Genomic DNA, 19,868 nt, shown 5'->3' with positions numbered 1-19,868 from the left:
GGACGCCATCATGCGCAGGCCATACCTGTTCGCCACCAATCCTCCACCCATCGTGGACGCTGCCAGCGATGGAGTGCTCATCGTCGGATCAACGGATATCGACGTCGTCTGCGAAGGCCACGAGGCCCTGAAAGACGACCACATGATCGTTCGTTGGCGGTCCATCGCCTCGCCGCCGACGTGGACACCCTACGACACCGAGCCCCAGACGGTGCCCCGCAATCGCTATCCGATGACCTTCGCCGTGCCGGCCGCTGCGTTGAAGGACCGTCCTGGCGAGGGCGTGTTCGAATACACCGTCAACGACGACGATCTATCGGATCCGCTTCGGCTCGAAGTGCGCTCAGCGACCCGCCTGGCACCCGCGATTCTTGTCGAGGCGGAGGCCGACGATACCCTTTACCTGGCGGACCTGACGGGTGATGCCACCCTTCGCGCCGAAAACCAGCCCGAGTTGATGCCGCCCGGTAGCGCCATCGTTTTCGAGTGGGAAGGCCGCGATGCTCAGGGGGCGCCGGTCACCGGTTCGGTGACCGGCTATACCAACGGTCACGACCCAACGGACAAACCGCTACCCTATGGCGATCTCGAGCGGGTCGAGGACATCGCCGTTCGTTACAGGGTGGATACGACCCAGGCGCGTGTGCCAGCGACGCGCCGGGCGACGCGCATGGAGACGGACTGGCGTTTCTATCGCGTCGTGCCCAGGGCCATAACCTGGCCGGCACCCGGCGTCATCGAACTGACTGGCGACACGCTCGTACCGGTAGCCGCTCGCGACGGCGCCACCGTCGAGATTCTCGCCGACCTCGTGGCCTCGGATGAGGTACGCATCGTGTTCGGCGACTACACGTCGCCACCGCTGAATGGCAGTCGTCCTCTGCGTCATGTCGTGCCCCCGGGCGAAGTGGCCCGACATCTCAATAGCTCCGTCGTCGTTCAGTACAGCGTGATCCGGCAAGGACGAGAGGGAGAATCGGCACCGTTGCCTATCCATGTCGGAGGCTTCCAGCAGGACGATCCACAGCTACCGCAACCGCGCATCGATATCGAGGAAGGCGACCTCATCGACCTGCGCCACCACGACCAGGATCCTCACGTGGTGGTCGCGCCATGGATCCTCATGGCTACGCGCCAGACCGTGTGGCTGTCGATCGATGGCCTCGACAAGAACGGCGAGCTGGTCAGCATTCGCCTGCTCGTCGGCGAACCGGTGCGCGACGCCTGGCTCGGCACGGGTATCGACGTGGCGGTACCGCACGAAAAAATGCAGGCGCTACGCGACCGTTCCTCCATCGTGGTGACCTGCGAAGTGAACTTCCGCGGCGGCGACCACGCCGATGCCGTCATTTTCCGTCGGCGCACCTACACCTTGCGCACGGGTTCGGGGGTGGCGCCGGGGCGGGCCTGGGAAGCGGACGACCTGGAGGACTTCGTGGGCCCGCTGGCCAATCGCTGGTGGCACGCCCTGAAAGGCTGGCGCTGGGATACAACCGGTGTCCGCCTTCGCTTCATGACAATCCGCCAGCTGAGCGGGGATCTCTACGCGAACCGCGCCAACGCCGGTCTCGCACCCTATATCGAAGGCAATGCGGCGTACAGCTTCGAGGGTGGCGCGAAGACCAAGATCGTTCTCGATACCCCGGCACCTTACGTGCGCATCGGCGTGGGTCCCGTAGGTCCCGGTATCCCGACACATCTGGTTGCCTACGACGAATCCGGAGCACGTATCGACATCGTCGAACGTGACACCCCGGGCTGGGTGGAATTCAAGGCCCAGGCCAACGGCCGGACGGTCAGCCGCATCGAACTGTGGAGCCTCGGTCATGGTATCGCCTGGTTCGACAACATCCTGGTCGAGACCGGAGAAAACTGGTCGCTCGAACCCGAGCCGGTATTCGAGGATTTCGATCACCTTGAGCGGGGCAACTACGGTCCGCGGCTCGAGTTCGCCACGTGGTCGATCAACGCTGATCGCGTCGATATCGAAGTAGCCACCGCGCCCGGCGGCATGGTCGGCCACGCCATCGCCATCCATATGGACCCGGAGGGGCATGTCCACCAGTTTACGCCCCGCTTTGCGATCCACCCAAACCAGTCCATACAGCTGAAGATCCGCGGCAGCGCCGCCACGCCCCATTCCGCCGTGGTACGGGTGGCCTACTTCAACCGCGACGACCGCACGCTTCGAGCCGTCACGCGAACCATCAGCGTGCAACAGGGTACGCAGCTGGTCACCTTCAACCGTCCTACCGACTTGCCTCGCGAGAACGAAATCGTCTCGCACATCAGCGTCGTTCATGCCAACGGTAGCCAGCCTGTCACCGTGTTCTACGACGACCTGTCCCTCGTCTGATCGCCAAGGAGAATCACCATGAGCAAGGAACACCGCGACACTTCCCACGACGGCTGCTATGGCGGCGAAACCCGTCATGCACATCCGGACTCATCGCACCGTGACAGCGAGCATGGCGGAGCCCTGGATCGGCTCACCCGTTGCTGCGAAGCGCTGCTCGACGGGCGTCGAGCGCATCCCCACCGGCATCGCCGGCACGGCCAGGCGGGAGCAAGCATCCAAGAGGGCTCGGGCGAAGCACCGTTGGCCGACCGCGAGCCACCGTGGGTCAGGGGGACCGTGGACGACGCAGGAAAGGTGCTGCGCATCGGCGACCTGAAGGGCCAACCCGTCGAAGTCGAGGTCTATGCGCATCAGGGTGCGGTCGGCGAGCATATCCGTGTACGACTGCGCAGCCGGTCCACGCTGGCCACCCCGCCGTACGAAACCGCGTGGAAGGAAGTCACCCGCGCGGGCCAGACGCTGGTCTTCGACATTCCCAACAACGAAGCCAACGATCGCGCCGGCACTGTCTTGATCGATTATGAGCTGGCCGACGCAGGGGAGCGCTCCCCTGTCTACGAACTGCAATTCGAAGCCTCGCTCAAACCGCAGGCCGTCCAGGTCAAGGAAGCCGTCGACGGCCAGATCCGCCTGTCCGACGTACCCGCCGCCGGTGCAACCCTTTCGGCGCCGCACCAGACCCTCATCCCCGCCGGCTCCACGATCCGCTTCGAATGGGAGGGTCGCGATACCAATAATTCTCCCGTGCGAGGTTGGGAGACCGGCTACGACAACGGCCATACGGCTACCGAGGTCAAACTGCCGAAGGCCGACCTGCAGCGCATTGTCGGCCAGGTCGCCATCCGGTACACCGTCGATACGTCGGCCCGGGGCCGCCCGGAGGAACACTATGAATCCGACTGGGTGGATTTCGCCATCGTTGCCGAAGCGGTGTTTCCCAAGCCACGAGTGCTGGAAGCCGACGGCCAAGGCAACCTGCATCCGATCCAGGCGCGGAATGGCGCCACCGTGCGGATCGACGCCGACCTCGTCGCCACGGACCAAGTCACGGTCACGTTCGGCGACTACACCAGCGCGCCGGTCAGCGGCAAGCGCCCGCTTGACGTGGTGATCCCTGCCGGGATGGTCGGTGCCCATATGGGCCAAACGGTGCAGGTTGGCTACACCGTCCAGCGTGGCAGCCGCCGCAGCAGCCTCCTCGAGGCCTCCGAGTGGCTCGAGATCAAGGTCCAGATGTTGAGCGAGCAAGAGTTGCCCCAGCCGCGCATCGACCGCGCCGACATGGACACGAAGGTGCTGGATCTGGGCAGCTTCGCAGGCGACCCCGTCCTTCTGGTCGATCCCTGGAGCCTGATGGGCACCAACCAGACAGTATGGCTACGTATCGACGGTACCAAGGACGGCCAGCCCGCGCAGTTGATCATATGGAGCGGCGAGAAGGTGACCGACCCGATGATGGGCACGGGACCGCAAGTCGCCATTCCACGCGATACGCTGACGGGTTGGGACAATGCGACGAACATCACCATCACTTGCAAGGTGAACTTCAGCGGTGGTGCGGAAGCGGGCGCGTTGATCTTCCCGACGACCACCTACAAGCTGCTCGTCGGCAGTGACGCCATCACGGGGCGCATGTACGAGCTGGAGGAGTTCGAAGATCCGACGGCCGTCATTCCGAACGGCGAGATCTACCGGATGCGTTTCGCCACGATCAGGGCGATGGGCGGTCGCCTTCAGAGTGCCTCGTCAGGCAATCCATCGCCTCAGCGACCATATCTAACCGGTCGATATGCCCTGCTCAACGAAAATGGCGCCAGTGTCACTGCAGAAATCGAACTCGACCACTCAGCCGAACGTGTTCGGCTGGGTGTTATGGCAGGCAATGCCAATTTCCCGGTAAACGTCATCGCATACGATAGCCAAAGGGAGGTCATTGGCCGCGACTCCGTCGGACAGGCCAAATTCGCGACGTTCAATGCTATCGGCGCGCGTCGAATCAAGTCACTCGAGGTCGTTTCACAGGCATCCCAGCAGGCGCGTTTCGACAATATGTTGATCACTACCGGCAACCCTTGGGATGTAAGACGGACGCCGTTCACGGAAACATTCGATGAACTTCCCCTCGGGTTCAAGGGCACCCATTACGAGTTCGACAACTGGCATATCACCGCCAGCGGCGGCGAGATCGCGATTGAATTGGCTCCTGGCGGCATGAGTCGTCAAGTGCTCGCTATCCACATGAGCCCAGACGGTCGCAGTCACTACCTCACTCCACAATATGCGGTTTGCCCTCGAATTCGCACATCCCTGTACATGCGAAGCAGTTCCACGACCACCCACACTGCCGTTGTGTACCTCACCTACATCAACCATCAGGACCAGACCGATCGCACCGTGCAGAAAAATATCACCCTGAGCCAATCTGCCCAGCGTGTGGTCTTCGACGCTGTGAACGATGTCGCGAAAGATACGGAGTATGTATCGCACATCCGGGTCGTCAACAACAATGCCGCGCTAATCACCACCGTGTTCTACGATGACATCACCTTTGAGTGACTCGGGCATTCTTCATGAATCAAGCGATCGACCAGTACGTTTCGCCATGGGTCTCGGGTACCGTCGACGACGACGGTACCCGGCTCCAGCTCGATACACTGGAGGGACAGGACATCCCCGTGCTAGTGGAAGGCGAGGGCCGGCCACGAGGCACGCTGGTCCAAATCGTCTGGCTCGGCGTGGGTGATGGCACATCACCCACGCCGCCTTACCAGACAGCATGGCAAAGAGTGGAGCGCGACAACGAAACGATGAATTTCATTGTTCCGCTCGTCGAAGCCAACCTGCGCACAGGGAAGGTGCAGGTTGGTTTCGACACCCTGTCGCCCGATGCGCTGTGGAAAAGCTCGCCGTGGCGCCAACTCGAGGTGAATACGTGCACGACGCTCCTGTCGCCCGAGATACCTGACGCCGATGACGATGGTATTCATTTAGATATTTCACGACGCGGCATTGACATCAAAGCCCCCCGCCAACCCGATCTGATGCCGCCAGCCAGCCGAGTAACTTTCTTTTGGGAGAGCAGCGATTCGGCGGACGATCGCTGCCGGGGCTGGGACGAAACCTACGCCAGTGCCGACCTTCCAGCAACGGGTATGATCCCCCTGGCCGCCTTGCTTCGCCTGCAAGGGCGATCGCTCCACCTCAAGTACGCCGTGGACATATATGCGTCAGAAGGACTGCTGCTGAAACGCATCGAATCGTCCTGGCGCAGCTTTCCTGTGCTGGGTGGCTCTGCATTCATGCCGACGCCGGACATACCCGGTGCCATGGCAGGTGTGATTCGCAAGACGGACTTCGAACATGAGCTGCCGTTGCATATTCCACCATGGCCCGGCATCGCAGCAGGCCAAATGGTGTGGGCTTCGCTATCCGGGCCCGTTGACGAGGGCGACGCCACCGTAACGATAGCCGATGGCATCGAAGTGACATCCCCCATGCTCGCAACGGGCTTTACCACGGCAATCCCACTGTCCGCCCTGCCCTCCTGGCGGGATGGCGGCGTGCTGAAACTATCCTGCCATGTGGATCTGACGGGGACAGGAAAAACCGACGCGGCAACCTTCCCCGAGCGAATCTATACCTTTGTGGCAGATACGGTGGGCCTGGGGCGCGCGGTCGAGTTCGAAACGTTCGACGGGCTCACCAGTCTTCGTCCCGGGGCCTCGTTGCGCCTACGCTTCATGAATGTTGTGCAGGAGGCGGGGCAACTCACCCTTGCCACCGCTGCCAGTACGGATGCACCTTACTTCACCGGTTCCTTCGCCTCCATTGCAGCGGCATCGGGTGCGAAGACACGGCTCAGCCTGGATCGGCCGGCTGTGCGGGTACGACTTGCCGTTGGCCCCGACAGTACGGCCTTTCCAGCCCAGATCAAGGCATACGATCGATTTGACAACGTCATTATCGACAAGCACGTGGAGAAGATCAGCCAGGTACGTCTCGAAGACGCCGAACAAGGCCGTTTCATCGCAGCGATTGAGCTCTCGACGTCGGGGAATCGGGCGGCGAAGTTCGACAATCTCATTTGCGAGACAGGGCTACCATGGCGTGATATCACCGAACGCACCGTCGAAACGTTCAACGACTTGCCACCGGGCGAGCATGGCGAAACCTTCGAATTCGAACGCTGGAGCATCTCCGCACCGGGTGGCGACATCGCCGTGATCGTGGATCCCGAAACCTCCCGCGGCGCCTGCCTTTCGATACGCATGACCCCCGAGGGGCGCACCCACTACCTGACCCCGCGTGCAGGCGTTCGTCCGCGAAGCCGGATCTCGATGCGCATGCGTAGTACGGGAATGTCCGCACATACAGCGACGGTCGAGTTGACGTACATCAACACGATCGACCTCACCGTGCGCACCGTCTCGAAGCAACTGAATATCGGCCCTGCCGCAACGGTAGTCGCCTTCGAGGGCAATACGCTTCCCAAGGACACCGAGTACCTCTCGCATCTGAGGGTCATCCACAACACCGGCAATACGCTCGTCGCTGTGATGTACGACGATATCGGCTTCGAATGAAAGCACGCGGCGCTTAAGCGCGCTCCTACGAAAGCGAGTGATCGGACATCGGACGCCGCAAGCCCCCCGATGCAGGATAGTCCCTCCGCCCAGGTCGGCTAGCGCGCCTGTCGTATATGCCGAGAAGGTGCCCCCGTCTATAAAGGATCCATGCGGCGCGGGGCGTTCTGGATGCCCCGGCGCGTGACGGGGGATCGCCTGGTGATCGACGGGATGACGCAGCACGAAAGGAATCGGGTTCCGGTAGGCGAGCTAGAGGCGCCCCGCGACACCCCACTGGCCATATGGCCTATGCCGCCGTTTCGTCTCACGCGGGTCTGGGGAGTGTCGTCATGACAAGGCGAATCGCGTTCGATCCCCTGGCGGATGTGTCGGTACATGCGCGATTTTCGCGTGTTGCCGCCGCGTGTGCCCATCAGGTCGCCCTGGTCGATGACGATGCGTCGCTTACGTATGCCGAGCTGGACGCCCGCAGCGATGCCCTGGCGGGTGCCCTGCTCGCCCACGGCGTCAAGCCTGGCGACTACGTCGGCTTGCTGATGGACCGCTCGGTGGACGCCGTGGTCGCGATCCTCGGCACACTGAAGGCGGGGGCGGCCTACCTGCCGCTGGACGTGAGTTGGCCCGACGAACGTATCGCTTTCGCACTGCAGGATGCGGGGGTGCCGATCGCCCTCACCACCCCGTCGTTCCTGCGTACGCAGGAACCCAGCGCCCCAGTGTTCGAAGGGGCGATAGCGTCTCATCGGCTTTTTGTAGGGGGCGTGGTCGCGATAACCGATCGCATCGCACTGGGTTCCTGCGTGCGCAGGAACGACGGTAGGGGTGTGGTCGAATCGCATGGGGATGCGATCGCGTATGCGATGTATACCTCCGGTTCCACGGGCGTGCCCAAGGGGGTCGAGATTCGTCATCGCTCGATCCTTCGCCTTGTCCTGCATTCGGACTTCATCGACTTCGACGCGCCGCGTTTCCTTCATGCCGCGCCGCTCGGCTTCGATGCCTCTACGCTCGAGCTCTTCGCGCCAATGCTCAACGGTGGCACCTGCGTGATCCACGCCGAACGCGTGCCGACCGGGGCCGGCATCGCCGTCACGGTCGCGCGCCATGGCGCGGACTACGCCTGGCTCACCGCCGCGCTGTTCAACGCCATCGTCGACGACGACCCGATGCATCTCGCCGGATTGCGCTGCGTGCTGACCGGCGGGGAAGCACTATCGGTCCCGCACGTGCGCAAGGCCCTGGCTGCGCTTCCCAGCACGCGGCTCATCAACGGCTACGGCCCCACCGAATGCACGACCTTCGCGACGACGTTCGCGATTCCCACCCACTGGGATCGCGACGACGCGATTCCCATCGGCAAGGCCATTGGCGAAACCTCCCTGCACGTGCTCGACGCGAACGGCGACCCGGCCATGCAGGGCGAGCTGTATATCGGCGGCCAGGGTGTGGCACGCGGCTACCTCAACCGCCCCGAGCTTACCGCCGAACGTTTCGTGGCGTCCAAGCTCGGCACGCTCTACCGTACGGGCGACCTGGTACGCCTTCGCGACGACGGCAACCTCGATTTCATCGGACGCATCGACGGTCAGGTGAAGATCCGTGGCTACCGCATCGAAACCGGCGAGGTGGAACTCGCCCTGCGCGCACTGGAAGGTGTCACCGACGCCGCCGTGGCGGCCCGCGAGGATCGCGCCGGCAGCAAGCGCCTCGTCGCCTGGTACGTCGCCGATCGCGATGCCCGCGCGTTGCGCGACGCGCTCGCCAGCCGCCTGCCGGACTACATGCTGCCCACGGCGTGGAAACGTATGGAGCGCCTGCCGCTCAACGCCAACGGCAAGCTCGATCGCCAGGCCCTGCCCGATCCCTGCGGCGAACGTCCGGAACTGGCGGCGCCCTATATCGCGCCGCGGGGCGATACCGAGACGGCGCTCTGCGCGATCTTCGCCGAGGTGCTCGATCTCGACCGCGTCGGTCGGGACGACAATTTCTTCGACCTCGGCGGCCATTCGCTGCTGGCGGCACGCGTCATCGCCCAGGTTCATGCCACGCTCTCCCCTCGCCCCACGCTCGTCGCCTTCTTCGCCGGCGCCACGCCGGCCCAGGTCACGGCATCCATCGACGGGCGCGACGATGCGTCCCGTTTCGCCGGGCGTGTCATTAGCCGCCGGACCGATACCGCCGAACCGGTCGCCATCGTCGCGATGGCCGGTCGTTTCCCGGGCGCATCGGACGTGGAAGCGTTCTGGGACAACCTCTGCGCCGGGCGCGAGTCGATCCGCTTCTTCTCGCCCGACGAACTCGATCCGGCCATCGGTGGCGAACGCGACGACCCCGGCTACGTCGCCGCACGAGGCATCCTTGATGGCGTGGAGGATTTCGACGCGCCCTTCTTCGGCATGTCGCCGCGCGAGGCGGAACTCACCGACCCGCAGCAACGCCTGTTTCTCGAACTGTGCTGGGAGTGCATGGAGCGCGGCGGCTATGTGCCCGACCGCCACGACGCGCCCGTCGGCGTGTTCGGCGGCATGCACAACGCCACGTATTTCCAGCGCCATCTCGCCGGCCGGCAAGAGCTGATCGATCGCCTGGGCGCGTTCCCGGTGATGCTCGCCAACGAGAAGGACTACCTCGCCACCCGCGTGGCGCACAAGCTCAACCTCACTGGCCCCGCGGTCAGTGTCAACACGGCCTGCTCCACTTCGCTGGTCGCCATCGCACAGGCCTTCGACGCGCTGCGCGCGGGGCGCTGCGACATGGCGCTCGCGGGTGGCGTGTCCATCGCCTGCCCGACGCGCAGCGGCTATGTCGCGCAGGAAGGCTCGATGCTATCGCCCGACGGACACACGCGCAGCTTCGACATCGATGCACGCGGTACCGTCTTCAGCGACGGCGGCGCCGTGGTACTGCTCAAGCGCCTGACCGATGCGGAGCGCGACGGCGACACGATCCACGCGGTGATCCGTGGCGTGGCCGTGAACAACGACGGCGCCGATAAGGCCAGTTTCACCGCCCCCAACGCCGCCGGCCAGGCCGCCGTGGTGACCATGGCCCTGCGCGACGCGGGCGTGGATGCGCGTGACATCTCCTATGTGGAGGCGCACGGCACGGCCACGCCGCTCGGCGACCCCATCGAGATGCAAGGGCTCACCCAGGCGTTCCGCCAATACACGGGCGACACCGGCTTCTGTGCCATCGGCTCGCTCAAGAGCAATGTCGGCCACCTGGTGATGGCGGCCGGTGCGGCCGGTGTCATCAAGACCGCCATGGCGATGACCGAGCGCCGGCTACCGCCGTCGCTGCACTACACCGCCGCGAATCCTCGCCTCGACCTCGCCACGTCGCCCTTCGTGGTGAACGACACCTTGCGGCCCTGGCAGACCGCCGGCACGCCCTTGCTGGCCGGCGTCAGCTCCTTCGGGGTGGGCGGCACGAACGCCCACGTCATCCTTGAAGAGGCGCCGCGCCGCACACCGTCGGACGCGGCGACCGGCAGCCAACTCCTGGCCTTGTCCGCGCGCTCGCCCTCGGCGCTCGCCGCCAGCGCGGGCCGACTGGCCGACCACCTCGCCGCGCATCCGGAAGCCAACCTCGCGGACGCCGCATGGACCCTTGCCGTCGGGCGTAAGGCTTTCATGCAGCGCTGCCATGTGGTCGCCACCGACACGACGTACGCCGTCGCGAAGCTGCGCGATATCGCCGCCGCCGCGATCTGCCATGCCTGCCGCGATCCGCAGCCGGGTGTGGTGTTCCTCTTTCCTGGCCAGGGTTCGCAGTACGCCGGCATGGGCCGCGAATTGCACGCCACCGAGCCGGTGTTCCGTGCCGCGCTCGATGAGGTGGCGAACGCGCTGCATGACGAACTGGGTTTCGACCTGCGTCAGCGGATGTTCGACGGCGACGAGGAGGCCCTTCGCGCCACCGCGCTCACCCAGCCCGCCACCTTCGCGATGGAATACGCACTGGCCCGTCTCTGGATGGCCCTGGGCGTGCGCCCGGTGGCGATGATCGGGCACAGCATCGGCGAGTTCGCCGCGGCGGCGATCGCCGGCACGATGTCCGTCGCGGACGCCGCCCGGTTGGTCGCCCGCCGCGGTCGCCTGATGCAGGGCTTGCCGTCGGGCGCGATGCTGTCCGTACGCCTCGGCGCCGCCGAACTGCGCGCCCGCCTTCCCGAATCGCTGTCGCTCGCCGCCGAGAACGCACCCAATGCGAGCGTGGTCGCCGGCACGCACGACGCCATCGACGCGTTCCGGGCCACGCTGGAAGCGGACGGCGTCGCCTGCCGTGAACTGCACACCTCGCACGCCTTCCATTCGTCGATGATGGAACCGGTACTGGACGCTTTCCGCGCCGAGGTCGCTCGTGTCGCGCTCTCGGCACCGGCCATCGCCATCGTCTCGACGGCGACGGGACGCCCGCTCACCGCCGACAAGGCGACATCGCCCGATTACTGGACATCGCATCTGCGCCACACCGTGCGCTTCTCGCCGGCCTTGCTGCACGCGCTGGAGGAAGGCTCGCATGCCTTCCTGGAAGTGGGTCCACGTACGGCGCTCATGCAGCTGGCCCGCCAGCACGCGCAGAGCCGTGGCCGGGGCGTGGTCGCCTCGTTGTCCGCCGATGCGGCAGGCGAGCGCGCCGCGTGGCTCGACGCGGCCGGTGCGCTATGGAGCGCCGGCGTCGACCTAGACCTCGCCGCCCTGAATCAGCGTGGGAACCGCCGTCGCGTGCGTCTGCCCACCTATCCGTTCGAACGCAAGCGGCACTGGATCGACGCCCGCCCGCCGGCCTCGGTCACCGCCATCGCCAGCGCCCTGCCGGCACCGCCTTCCGTAGCACCCGACGTACCGGAGTACCCCATGCCCAACGAAACCTCCCCACGCTCCCGCCGTCTCGTCGGCGAGCTGGTCGCCCTGTTCGAGGACGTGTCCGGCAACGACCTGGCCGGCGCGAACGCCGCGGCCAGCTTCGTGGAACTCGGACTGGATTCGTTGGCGTTGACCCAGGTGGCGTTGCAGTTGCAGAAGACCTATGGGCTGAAGATCGCCTTTCGTGAGCTGATGGATGGCTGCGGTTCGTTCGACGCGTTGGCTGGGCATATCGACCGGCTGCTGCCGGCCGAGCAGGCTCCCGTACCGACGGCCCCCACGCCGGTGGCACTGCCCACTGGCAGCCTGGTGCAGGATGTGATCGCGCAACAGATGCAGATCATGCAGGCGCAGTTGGCCCTTTTGGCCGGCGGCTCCGCCACCGGGTCGCCGACACGGTCGGCTCCTACACCACCCCTACCGGAGGGGTGGGAGCGGACCGTGTCCGCGATGGGTGCTCGCGACGACACGGCCACGGAGGAAACCTCCCTCGCCCACACCACCTACGACGTCAAGAAGGCCTTCGGCGCCATCGCCCGCATCCACACCGGCGGCACCGAGCTCACCGCGCGCCAGCGCACGCGGCTCGACGCCTTCATGCGTCGCTACATCGAGCGCACGAAGGCCTCCAAGGCGTACACCACCGAGCATCGCGACCACCTCGCCGATCCTCGCGTGGTCAACGGCTTCCGTCCGTTGCTGAAGGAAATCGTCTACCAGATCGTCGTCGAACGCTCCAAAGGCTCGAAAGTCTGGGACATCGACGGCAACGAATACGTCGACGCGCTCAACGGCTTCGGCATGAATCTGTTTGGCTGGCAGCCGGATTTCATCCTCGATGCGGTGCGCTCGCAACTCGATGCCGGCTACGAGATCGGCCCGCAGCATCCGCTGGCCGGCATCGTCGCGAAGCAGGTGTGCGATCTCACCGGCTTCGACCGTGCTGCACTATGCAACACCGGCTCCGAAGCCGTGATGGGCTGCGTGCGCGTCGCGCGCACCGTGACGGGCCGCGAGACGCTGGTGATCTTCACCGGCTCCTACCACGGCATCTTCGACGAGGTGATCGTGCGTGGCACGAAGAAGCTCACCTCCGTGCCCGCCGCACCCGGCATCCTGCGCAACACCGCCGAACATGTGCTGGTGCTGGAATACGGCACACCCGAATCGCTGGCGATCATCCGCGAACGCGCCCACGAGATCGCCGCCGTGCTGGTCGAGCCGGTGCAGAGCCGTCGCCCGGATTTCCAGCTCGTGGAATTCCTGCGTGAACTGCGTGCCATCACCGAGGAAGCCGGCTCGCTACTGATCTTCGACGAGGTGGTCACCGGTTTCCGCGCGCATCCGCGCGGCGCCCAGGCCGTGCTCGGCATCGACGTGGACATGGCCTCGTACGGCAAGGTGGTCGGCGGCGGCTTCCCCATCGGCGTGATCGCGGGCAAGCGTCGTTTCATGGACGCCCTCGACGGCGGCGACTGGCGCTTCGGTGACGATTCCACGCCCACGGTGGGCGTGACCTATTTCGCTGGCACCTTCGTTCGCCATCCGCTGGCCCTGGCTGCGGCGCATGCCGTGCTGAGCCATCTCCAGGCGCAGGGCCCCGCCTTGCAGGAAGCGCTGGGCGACCGCGTGACGGCCATGGCCGCCGAACTCAACGCGTTCTGCGCCGAGGTGGGTGCACCGATCCGGATCGTCCACTTCGCGTCGGTATGGAAGACCCAGTTCACCGAAGACCATCCGTTGCAGGACCTGCTGTTCGCGATGATGCGCAGCCGCGGCATCCACATCCTGGACAACTTTCCCTGCTTCTTCACCACCGCACACGATGCCGCGGACTTCGCGGCCATCGTCGCCGCGTTCCGCGACTCGGTGCTGGAACTGCAGGAAGCCGGCTTCCTGCCGCGCCGCCTGGAAGCGCCACGCTTCGACGCGGCCGCGCCGCCGATGCCGGGCGCCCGCCTGGGCAAGGACCCGGACGGCCAGCCGGCATGGTTCGTTCCGCATCCCGATACACCGGGCAAGTACCTGAGGGTGAGCGCATGACGCCGCAAGAGCTGGCCGCCGCCACGGCGGTCGACTACGACCCGTTCGCCGGCTCGCCGCTGGCACGACTCACGCCGACGACGGCCGCACAGCGCGAGGTGTGGCTGGCATCGCGACTGGAGCCGGAGGCCTCGCTGGCCTATAACGAAGCCATCGCGATCACGTTCAAGGGCCACCTCGACATCGGCGCGCTGGAAATGGCGCTGCACGGACTCGTCGAGCGCCACGAAGCACTGCGGGCGACTTTCGCCAGCGACGGCGAGGGCATGTTCGTCGCGGGCCACGGCGGCCTGCCGCTCGCACGCCACGACCTGTCGCTGCTGGCCCCGTTCGAGTGCGAAACGAGGCTGCGCCAGGCGTGGTCGCGCATCGTCACCACGCCGTTCGACCTGGAACACGGCCCGATGGTCCGCGCCGAGCTGTTCCACCTGGGCGACGACCACCACATCCTGACCATCGCCGCACACCACATCGTGTGCGACGGCTGGTCCTTTGGCGTGATCGTGCGCGATCTCGCCGCCCTTTACGCGCAGCGGCTGGGCCAGGGCACGGGCCCTGCCCCCGCCGGCGCGTTCTCGAACTTCGCGTTGGCCGAGGCGACGTACGTCGGCACGGAAGCGGCACGGGAGGACGAAAGGTACTGGCTCGACCGCTATGCCGGCGCGGCGCCCGTACTGGACCTTCCCACCGACCGCTCGCGCCCGCGGCGGCGCACGTTCGCCTCACGGCGCGAAGACCGCACCATCGACGCGGCCGAGCTGGCGGCCATCCGCCAGCTCGGCGCCTCGCAGGGCGCCAGCCTCTATGCCACGCTGCTTACCGGCTTCGCGGTGCTGCTGCGTCGACTGACCGGGCAGGACGACATCGTCATCGGCATCCCCACCGCCGGCCAGGCGGCGGAAGGCGAGGACACCCTCGTGGGCCACGCCGTGAACGTGCTGCCACTGCGTGCCGGGGTGACCGATGCGGCCAGCTTCGCCAGCCTGCTCGGCCAGGTACGTCGCGACCTGCTGGATGCCTTCGATCACCAGCGCGTCACCCTGGGCGAACTGCTCGGCAAGCTGTCGCTGCCGCGCGATCCGTCGCGCCTGCCGCTGGTCTGCGTGCTGTTCAACCTCGATGCGAAGCTTGACGAGAGCACCGCGCGTTTCCCGGGGCTCGCCTTCGACGTGGAAGCCATTCCCCGCGAACACGAGAATTTCGAACTGTTTGTCAACGCGGTACAACTCGGCGATGGCCTGCGCCTGGAGTGCCAGTACAACGCGGACATCTTCGAAGGCGCCACGGTGCAGGGCTGGCTCGACGCCTATGTCACCCTGCTGCGCCACGCCGCTCGCGACGCGGCGATGCCGGCGGTGACGCTGCCCGTCGTCTCCGACGCCGTCTACCGCGAACTGGCGGCGATGCAGCCCGCGCCCACGCCCTTCCCCGAGCTGCGCCTCGCCCACGAATTCTTCGAACAACAGGTCGACCGCGCGCCGCAACGTGCCGCCGTGCGCCACGCCGACGCGTCGCTCAGCTATGCGCAACTGGAATCGCGGGCGAACCGCATCGGTAACGCACTGCGTGCGCGTGGCGTCGGCCATGGCTCGCTGGTCGGTCTGTGCCTCGCGCGCGGCACCGACATGCTCGCCGCTGTGCTGGGAACGCTCAAATCCGGTGCCGGCTACGTGCCGCTCGACCCGTCGTTTCCCGCGGACCGTCTCGCCTTCATGGCGAGCGACGCCAACCTGGCCGCCCTGGTCACCGACGACGCGTCGCCGTTGCCCTTCGCATTCGACAGCGCGCGGACGCTCGCACTCGACAGCACCGAGGTCGCCACCGCACCGGACGCCCGCCCCGAACGCGACCGGCGTGCCGGCACGCCGGACTCCGTCGCCTATGTGATCTTCACCTCCGGCTCCACGGGTCGGCCCAAGGGCGTGCGCGTGCCGCATCGCGCCGCCGCCAACTTCCTTACCGCCATGCAGCGCATCCCGGGCATCGCGCCGGACGATCGCCTCGTCGCGGTGACCACGCTGTCGTTCGATATCGCCTTCATGGAAATGCTGCTGCCGCTCACCAGCGGTGCGGAAGTGGTGATCGCCGGCCGCGACGACGTACGCGACGGCGCCCAGTTGCGTCGCCTCGTCGAGAACAGCGACGCCACCGTGATGCAGGCCACGCCGGCCGGCTGGCGCCTGCTCGTCGAAGCGGGCTGGCATGGCCGTCCCGCGTTCCGCGCAATCTCCGGCGGCGAGCCGCTGCCGGTGGATCTCGCCGAAGCGTTGCTCGATCGTTGCGGTGAAGTGTGGAACGGCTACGGCCCCACCGAGACGACGGTGTATTCCACCTACTGGCGCGTGTCCGATCCGCGCGAAGGCATCTACATCGGCCGTCCCGTCGCCAACACCACCGTCCACATCCTCGACGAACACGGCAACCATTGCCCGCTGGGCGTGGCAGGTGAGATCCATATCGGCGGCGCAGGCGTGACGCTGGGTTACCTTGAACGCCCCGAACTGACGGCCGAGCGCTTCGTCGTCGACCCCTGGTCGGAAACGCCCGACAGCCGCATGTACCGCACGGGCGATCGTGGGCGCTGGCTGGCGAACGGTCTCATCGAACACCTCGGCCGACTCGACTTCCAGGTGAAGGTACGCGGCTACCGCATCGAGCCCGGCGAAATCGAATGCGTGCTCACCGACGCACCGGAGGTAGCCCGCGCCGTGGTCATGGCGCGTGAAGACCGTCCAGGCGATGTGCGTCTGGTCGCGTATCTGGTGACGCACGACGGTGCGACGCTGGATGAGGACGCCCTGCGCGCACACCTTCGCACCCGCCTGCCGGACTACATGCTGCCGCAGCACCTGGTCGTGCTCGATGCGCTGCCGCTGCTGCCTAACGGCAAGACCGACCGCAAGGCGCTTCCGGCGCCGATGGGCCATTCGGCCGCGACGGCCGACGAGCGCATCGCGCCGCGCAACGACACGGAACGGCGCGTAGCCGCAGCCATGGAAGCGGTGCTCAGCCTGCCTGGCCTCGACGTGCGCGACGACTTCTTCGCACTGGGCGGCCATTCGCTGCTGGCCTCACAACTGACGGCCCGACTCAACCGCGAATTCAACATCGCGCTGTCCTTCCGCACCCTGTTCGACGCGCCCAGCATCGAGCGACTGGCGGCGACCATCGATGCCCAAGCCGGCAGTGGCGCGACCGCACCCGACCCGATTGGCCATCGCGACACCCAGGACCGCGCACCGCTGTCGCTGATGCAGCGCCGCCTCTGGGCGCTGGAAAAAATGCATCCCGGCCGGGTCACCTACAACGCGCCGTCCGCGCACCGCTTGCACGGCCGGCTCGACGAAGCGGCCTTCGACATGGCCTTCCAGGCGCTGATCCAGCGCCAGCCCAGCCTGCGGACGACCTTCGAGGACCGCGGCGACGAACTGGCCCAGGTCGTGCGGCCGCAACTGGACTATCGCCTGTTCCCCGCCGAAGACCTCAGCCTGTTCGCGCCCGCCGAACGCGAGGCGCGGCTGATGGATCGCCTGCGCCAGCTCACGGACACACCGTTCGACCTGGGCGCCGCGCCGCTGTTCAGCGCCCGCATGTTCCGTCTGGCCGACGACGAACACGTGCTGTTCTTCATGCCGCACCACATCATCTGGGACGGCTGGTCGTTCGACATCTTCTATAACGAACTGTCGGCGCTGTACCGCGCCTTCGCCAACGGCCAGCCCTCGCCGCTCGCCGCGTTGCCGGTGACCTACGGCGACTTCGCCGCATGGCATGCCCACTGGTTGCAGACGCCGGCCTTCCACTGCCAGCTGGAGCGCTGGCGCGAGCGTCTGGCGACGATGGGCGATATCCGTCCGCTGCCGACCGACCATCCGCGCCGCCCCGGCATGTCCGGCCTGGGTCGCACCGAATGGATTCATGTGGACCGCGCCACGACCGACGCGTTGCACGAGGTCGCCCGGCAGGCGGAAGCCACGCTCAACATGACCCTGCTCGCGCTGTACTTCGCGATGCTCTCCAGTTCGGCGGGCCAGCGCGACCTCGTGGTCGGCACCCCCGTGCGCGGCCGCAACCACACCGAAGTGGAATCGGTGATGGGGTACTTCAACAACCTGCTGCCGCTGCACGTGCACGTCGATCCGGCGCTGTCCTTCGTGGAATTCGTGCGTAAGGTGAAGGCCGTGGCCATCGAGGCCTTCGGCCAGCCGGACGTGCCGCTGGAATACCTGCAACGCGAGCTGCGCATCGGCCACGGCACGGGCGCCACGCTGTACCAGGCGCTGTTCTCGTTCCAGGACGCACGCCAGCGCAACGTGGACTGGGGCGGCCTGTCGCACGAGCAGATCCTGCTGTTCCAGAGCGGCGCGACCGAGGACATGGGCCTGTGGTTCCTGGAGAACCACGCGGGCATGGTCGGTGGCGTCACCTACAACGCCGACCTGCTGCGCGCAGACACGGCCCAGCTCATGCGCGATCGCTACCTGGCCATGGTCCAGGCCGTGATCCGCGATCCGTCGCTCGTCGTGGGCCGCCTTACCGCGGCCACCGACGCCGAACTGGATCGCGTGCGACAGTGGCATGCGACCACGGCGATCGACGCAAGCCATCCCGTGCCGCGCATCGACGAGCACGCGGACGCAGCGCTCATCCAGCGCAGCCATCGCTTCGCCCAGGCCCTCGCCGAGCGGGGCGCCGGTATCGGTTCGGTGGTGGGCATCTGCCTCGACGAGGGCACGGAACGCCTGGCCGCCTGGCTGGGTGTGCTCCGGCTCGGCGGCACGGTGCTCATGCTCGATCCCGCCGACCCCGCCGTCTGGCAGCGCGAAGTGCTGACCGACGCGCACGCCACGCTGTTAATCGGGGATCGCTCGCTCGAATCCCTGCTCGACTGGCCGAACGATTGCGCCGTATGGCGAGATACCTCCCTGCCCGAGGGTCACGCTCGCTTCGACATGCCGCCTGCGCGGACACCGGCGCTCGCCTATTACGCCATCGACGCGGACGGACGGCCCGCCGGCGCTTCGCTTTCCCATGCCGCCCTGACCCTCATCGTCGACGACCTGTGCCGCACGCCAAGCCGTTCGCCGGCAGGTGCCGTCGGCGCCGCATCGCCGCTGGCGGCGATCCGTTCGCTCACCGCACTGGTCGCCGGCGGCGAGGTGGACACGGGCCTGCTGCCCGCGTTGCCTCTACGCAACGAGCGTCCCATGCCGGGTTCGGAACTGTGGATCGTGGACGAGGACGGCGAACCCTGCCCGATCGGTGCCGTCGGCACGATCATGCTCAAGGGCGATCTGACGCCTCGTCCGTTCGGCGCACGCGCCAGCGCCCTTCCCGAACGCTACCGTACCGACCAACCTGCCCGCTGGCTCGCGGACGGGCGTGTGCAGTTGCTCGAACGCGACGATCGGGTGCTGAGGCGCCACGGTGTGAGCTTTCCGTTGGCTGCCATCGAGACCTCGCTACTCGCGCTGCCCGGCGTCGTACGTGCCGTCGCCGTCGCCCGCGACGAAACGGTGGACGCGTGGTTCGTCGTAGCACCGGGCGTCCGCCATGACGCGGACGGCGTGCGTGCCGCCCTGGCCGGGTGCCTGCCCGCCTGGGCCATGCCCACCCATTTGACCGGCATGGACGCGTTTCCGCTGTTGCCCGAAGGCGACATCGATCTCGATGCACTGCCCTCCCCATCCCTCGTGCGGACGGAGAACACCGTCGACGATGCTCCGGCCAGCGACAGCGAACGTCTGCTCGCCAGCGTGTGGCAGGAACTGCTCGGCATGCCACGCGTGCGTACCAGCGACAACTTCTTCGACGTGGGCGGCCACTCGTTGCTCGCGGTGGAAATGGCCCAGTGTCTACAGAAGCTGACCGGTGTGCAGATGAATCTGCTCGACATCGCCAACGGCACGCTGGGCACGCTGGCGGCCGACCTGGCGCTGGCGCGGCCGGCACCTCCACCCGTGAAGCGAAGCGGCCTGCTGGGCCGCCTGTTCGGTCGCGGCTGACGGCACG

5 protein-coding genes are annotated in these 19,868 nt (G+C 66.5%); all 5 read left to right on the top strand.

All coding sequences use genetic code 11. The features are described 5' to 3' along the window. The first annotated feature begins 10 nt into the window (after positions 1-10). The 5 genes from GAK28_RS09865 to GAK28_RS09845 all read left to right on the top strand — a co-directional run bounded on the left by GAK28_RS09865 (position 11) and on the right by GAK28_RS09845 (position 19,861). A complete protein-coding gene (locus GAK28_RS09865; RefSeq protein WP_291777906.1) occupies positions 11-2,356 on the top strand; it encodes a hypothetical protein in 2,346 nt (781 codons plus the stop codon). 18 nt (positions 2,357-2,374) lie between these two features. Beyond that, positions 2,375-4,915 (top strand): hypothetical protein, encoded by a 2,541-nt coding sequence (locus GAK28_RS09860; RefSeq protein ID WP_291777903.1) that lies wholly within the window; start codon positions 2,375-2,377, stop codon positions 4,913-4,915. Positions 4,916-4,929: 14 nt separating this feature from the next. Then, positions 4,930-6,942: a hypothetical protein gene (locus GAK28_RS09855; protein WP_291777900.1), complete on the top strand. Its 2,013-nt coding sequence runs from the start codon at positions 4,930-4,932 to the stop codon at positions 6,940-6,942. Between the two features lie 332 nt (positions 6,943-7,274). Beyond that, on the top strand, positions 7,275-13,856 hold the full coding sequence (locus tag GAK28_RS09850) for a polyketide synthase (protein ID WP_291777897.1): 6,582 nt from the start codon (positions 7,275-7,277) through the stop codon (positions 13,854-13,856). Next, complete coding sequence (locus tag GAK28_RS09845; protein ID WP_291777894.1) at positions 13,853-19,861, top strand: non-ribosomal peptide synthetase; 6,009 nt, start codon at positions 13,853-13,855, stop codon at positions 19,859-19,861. Before GAK28_RS09850 ends, GAK28_RS09845 begins: the two co-directional genes overlap by 4 nt. The last annotated feature ends 7 nt before the right edge of the window (positions 19,862-19,868 follow it).

The organism is Luteibacter sp. (assembly GCF_009912395.1).
Classification (GTDB): Bacteria; Pseudomonadota; Gammaproteobacteria; order Xanthomonadales; family Rhodanobacteraceae; genus Luteibacter.
This window is presented reverse-complemented; position numbering and strand designations above follow the sequence as displayed.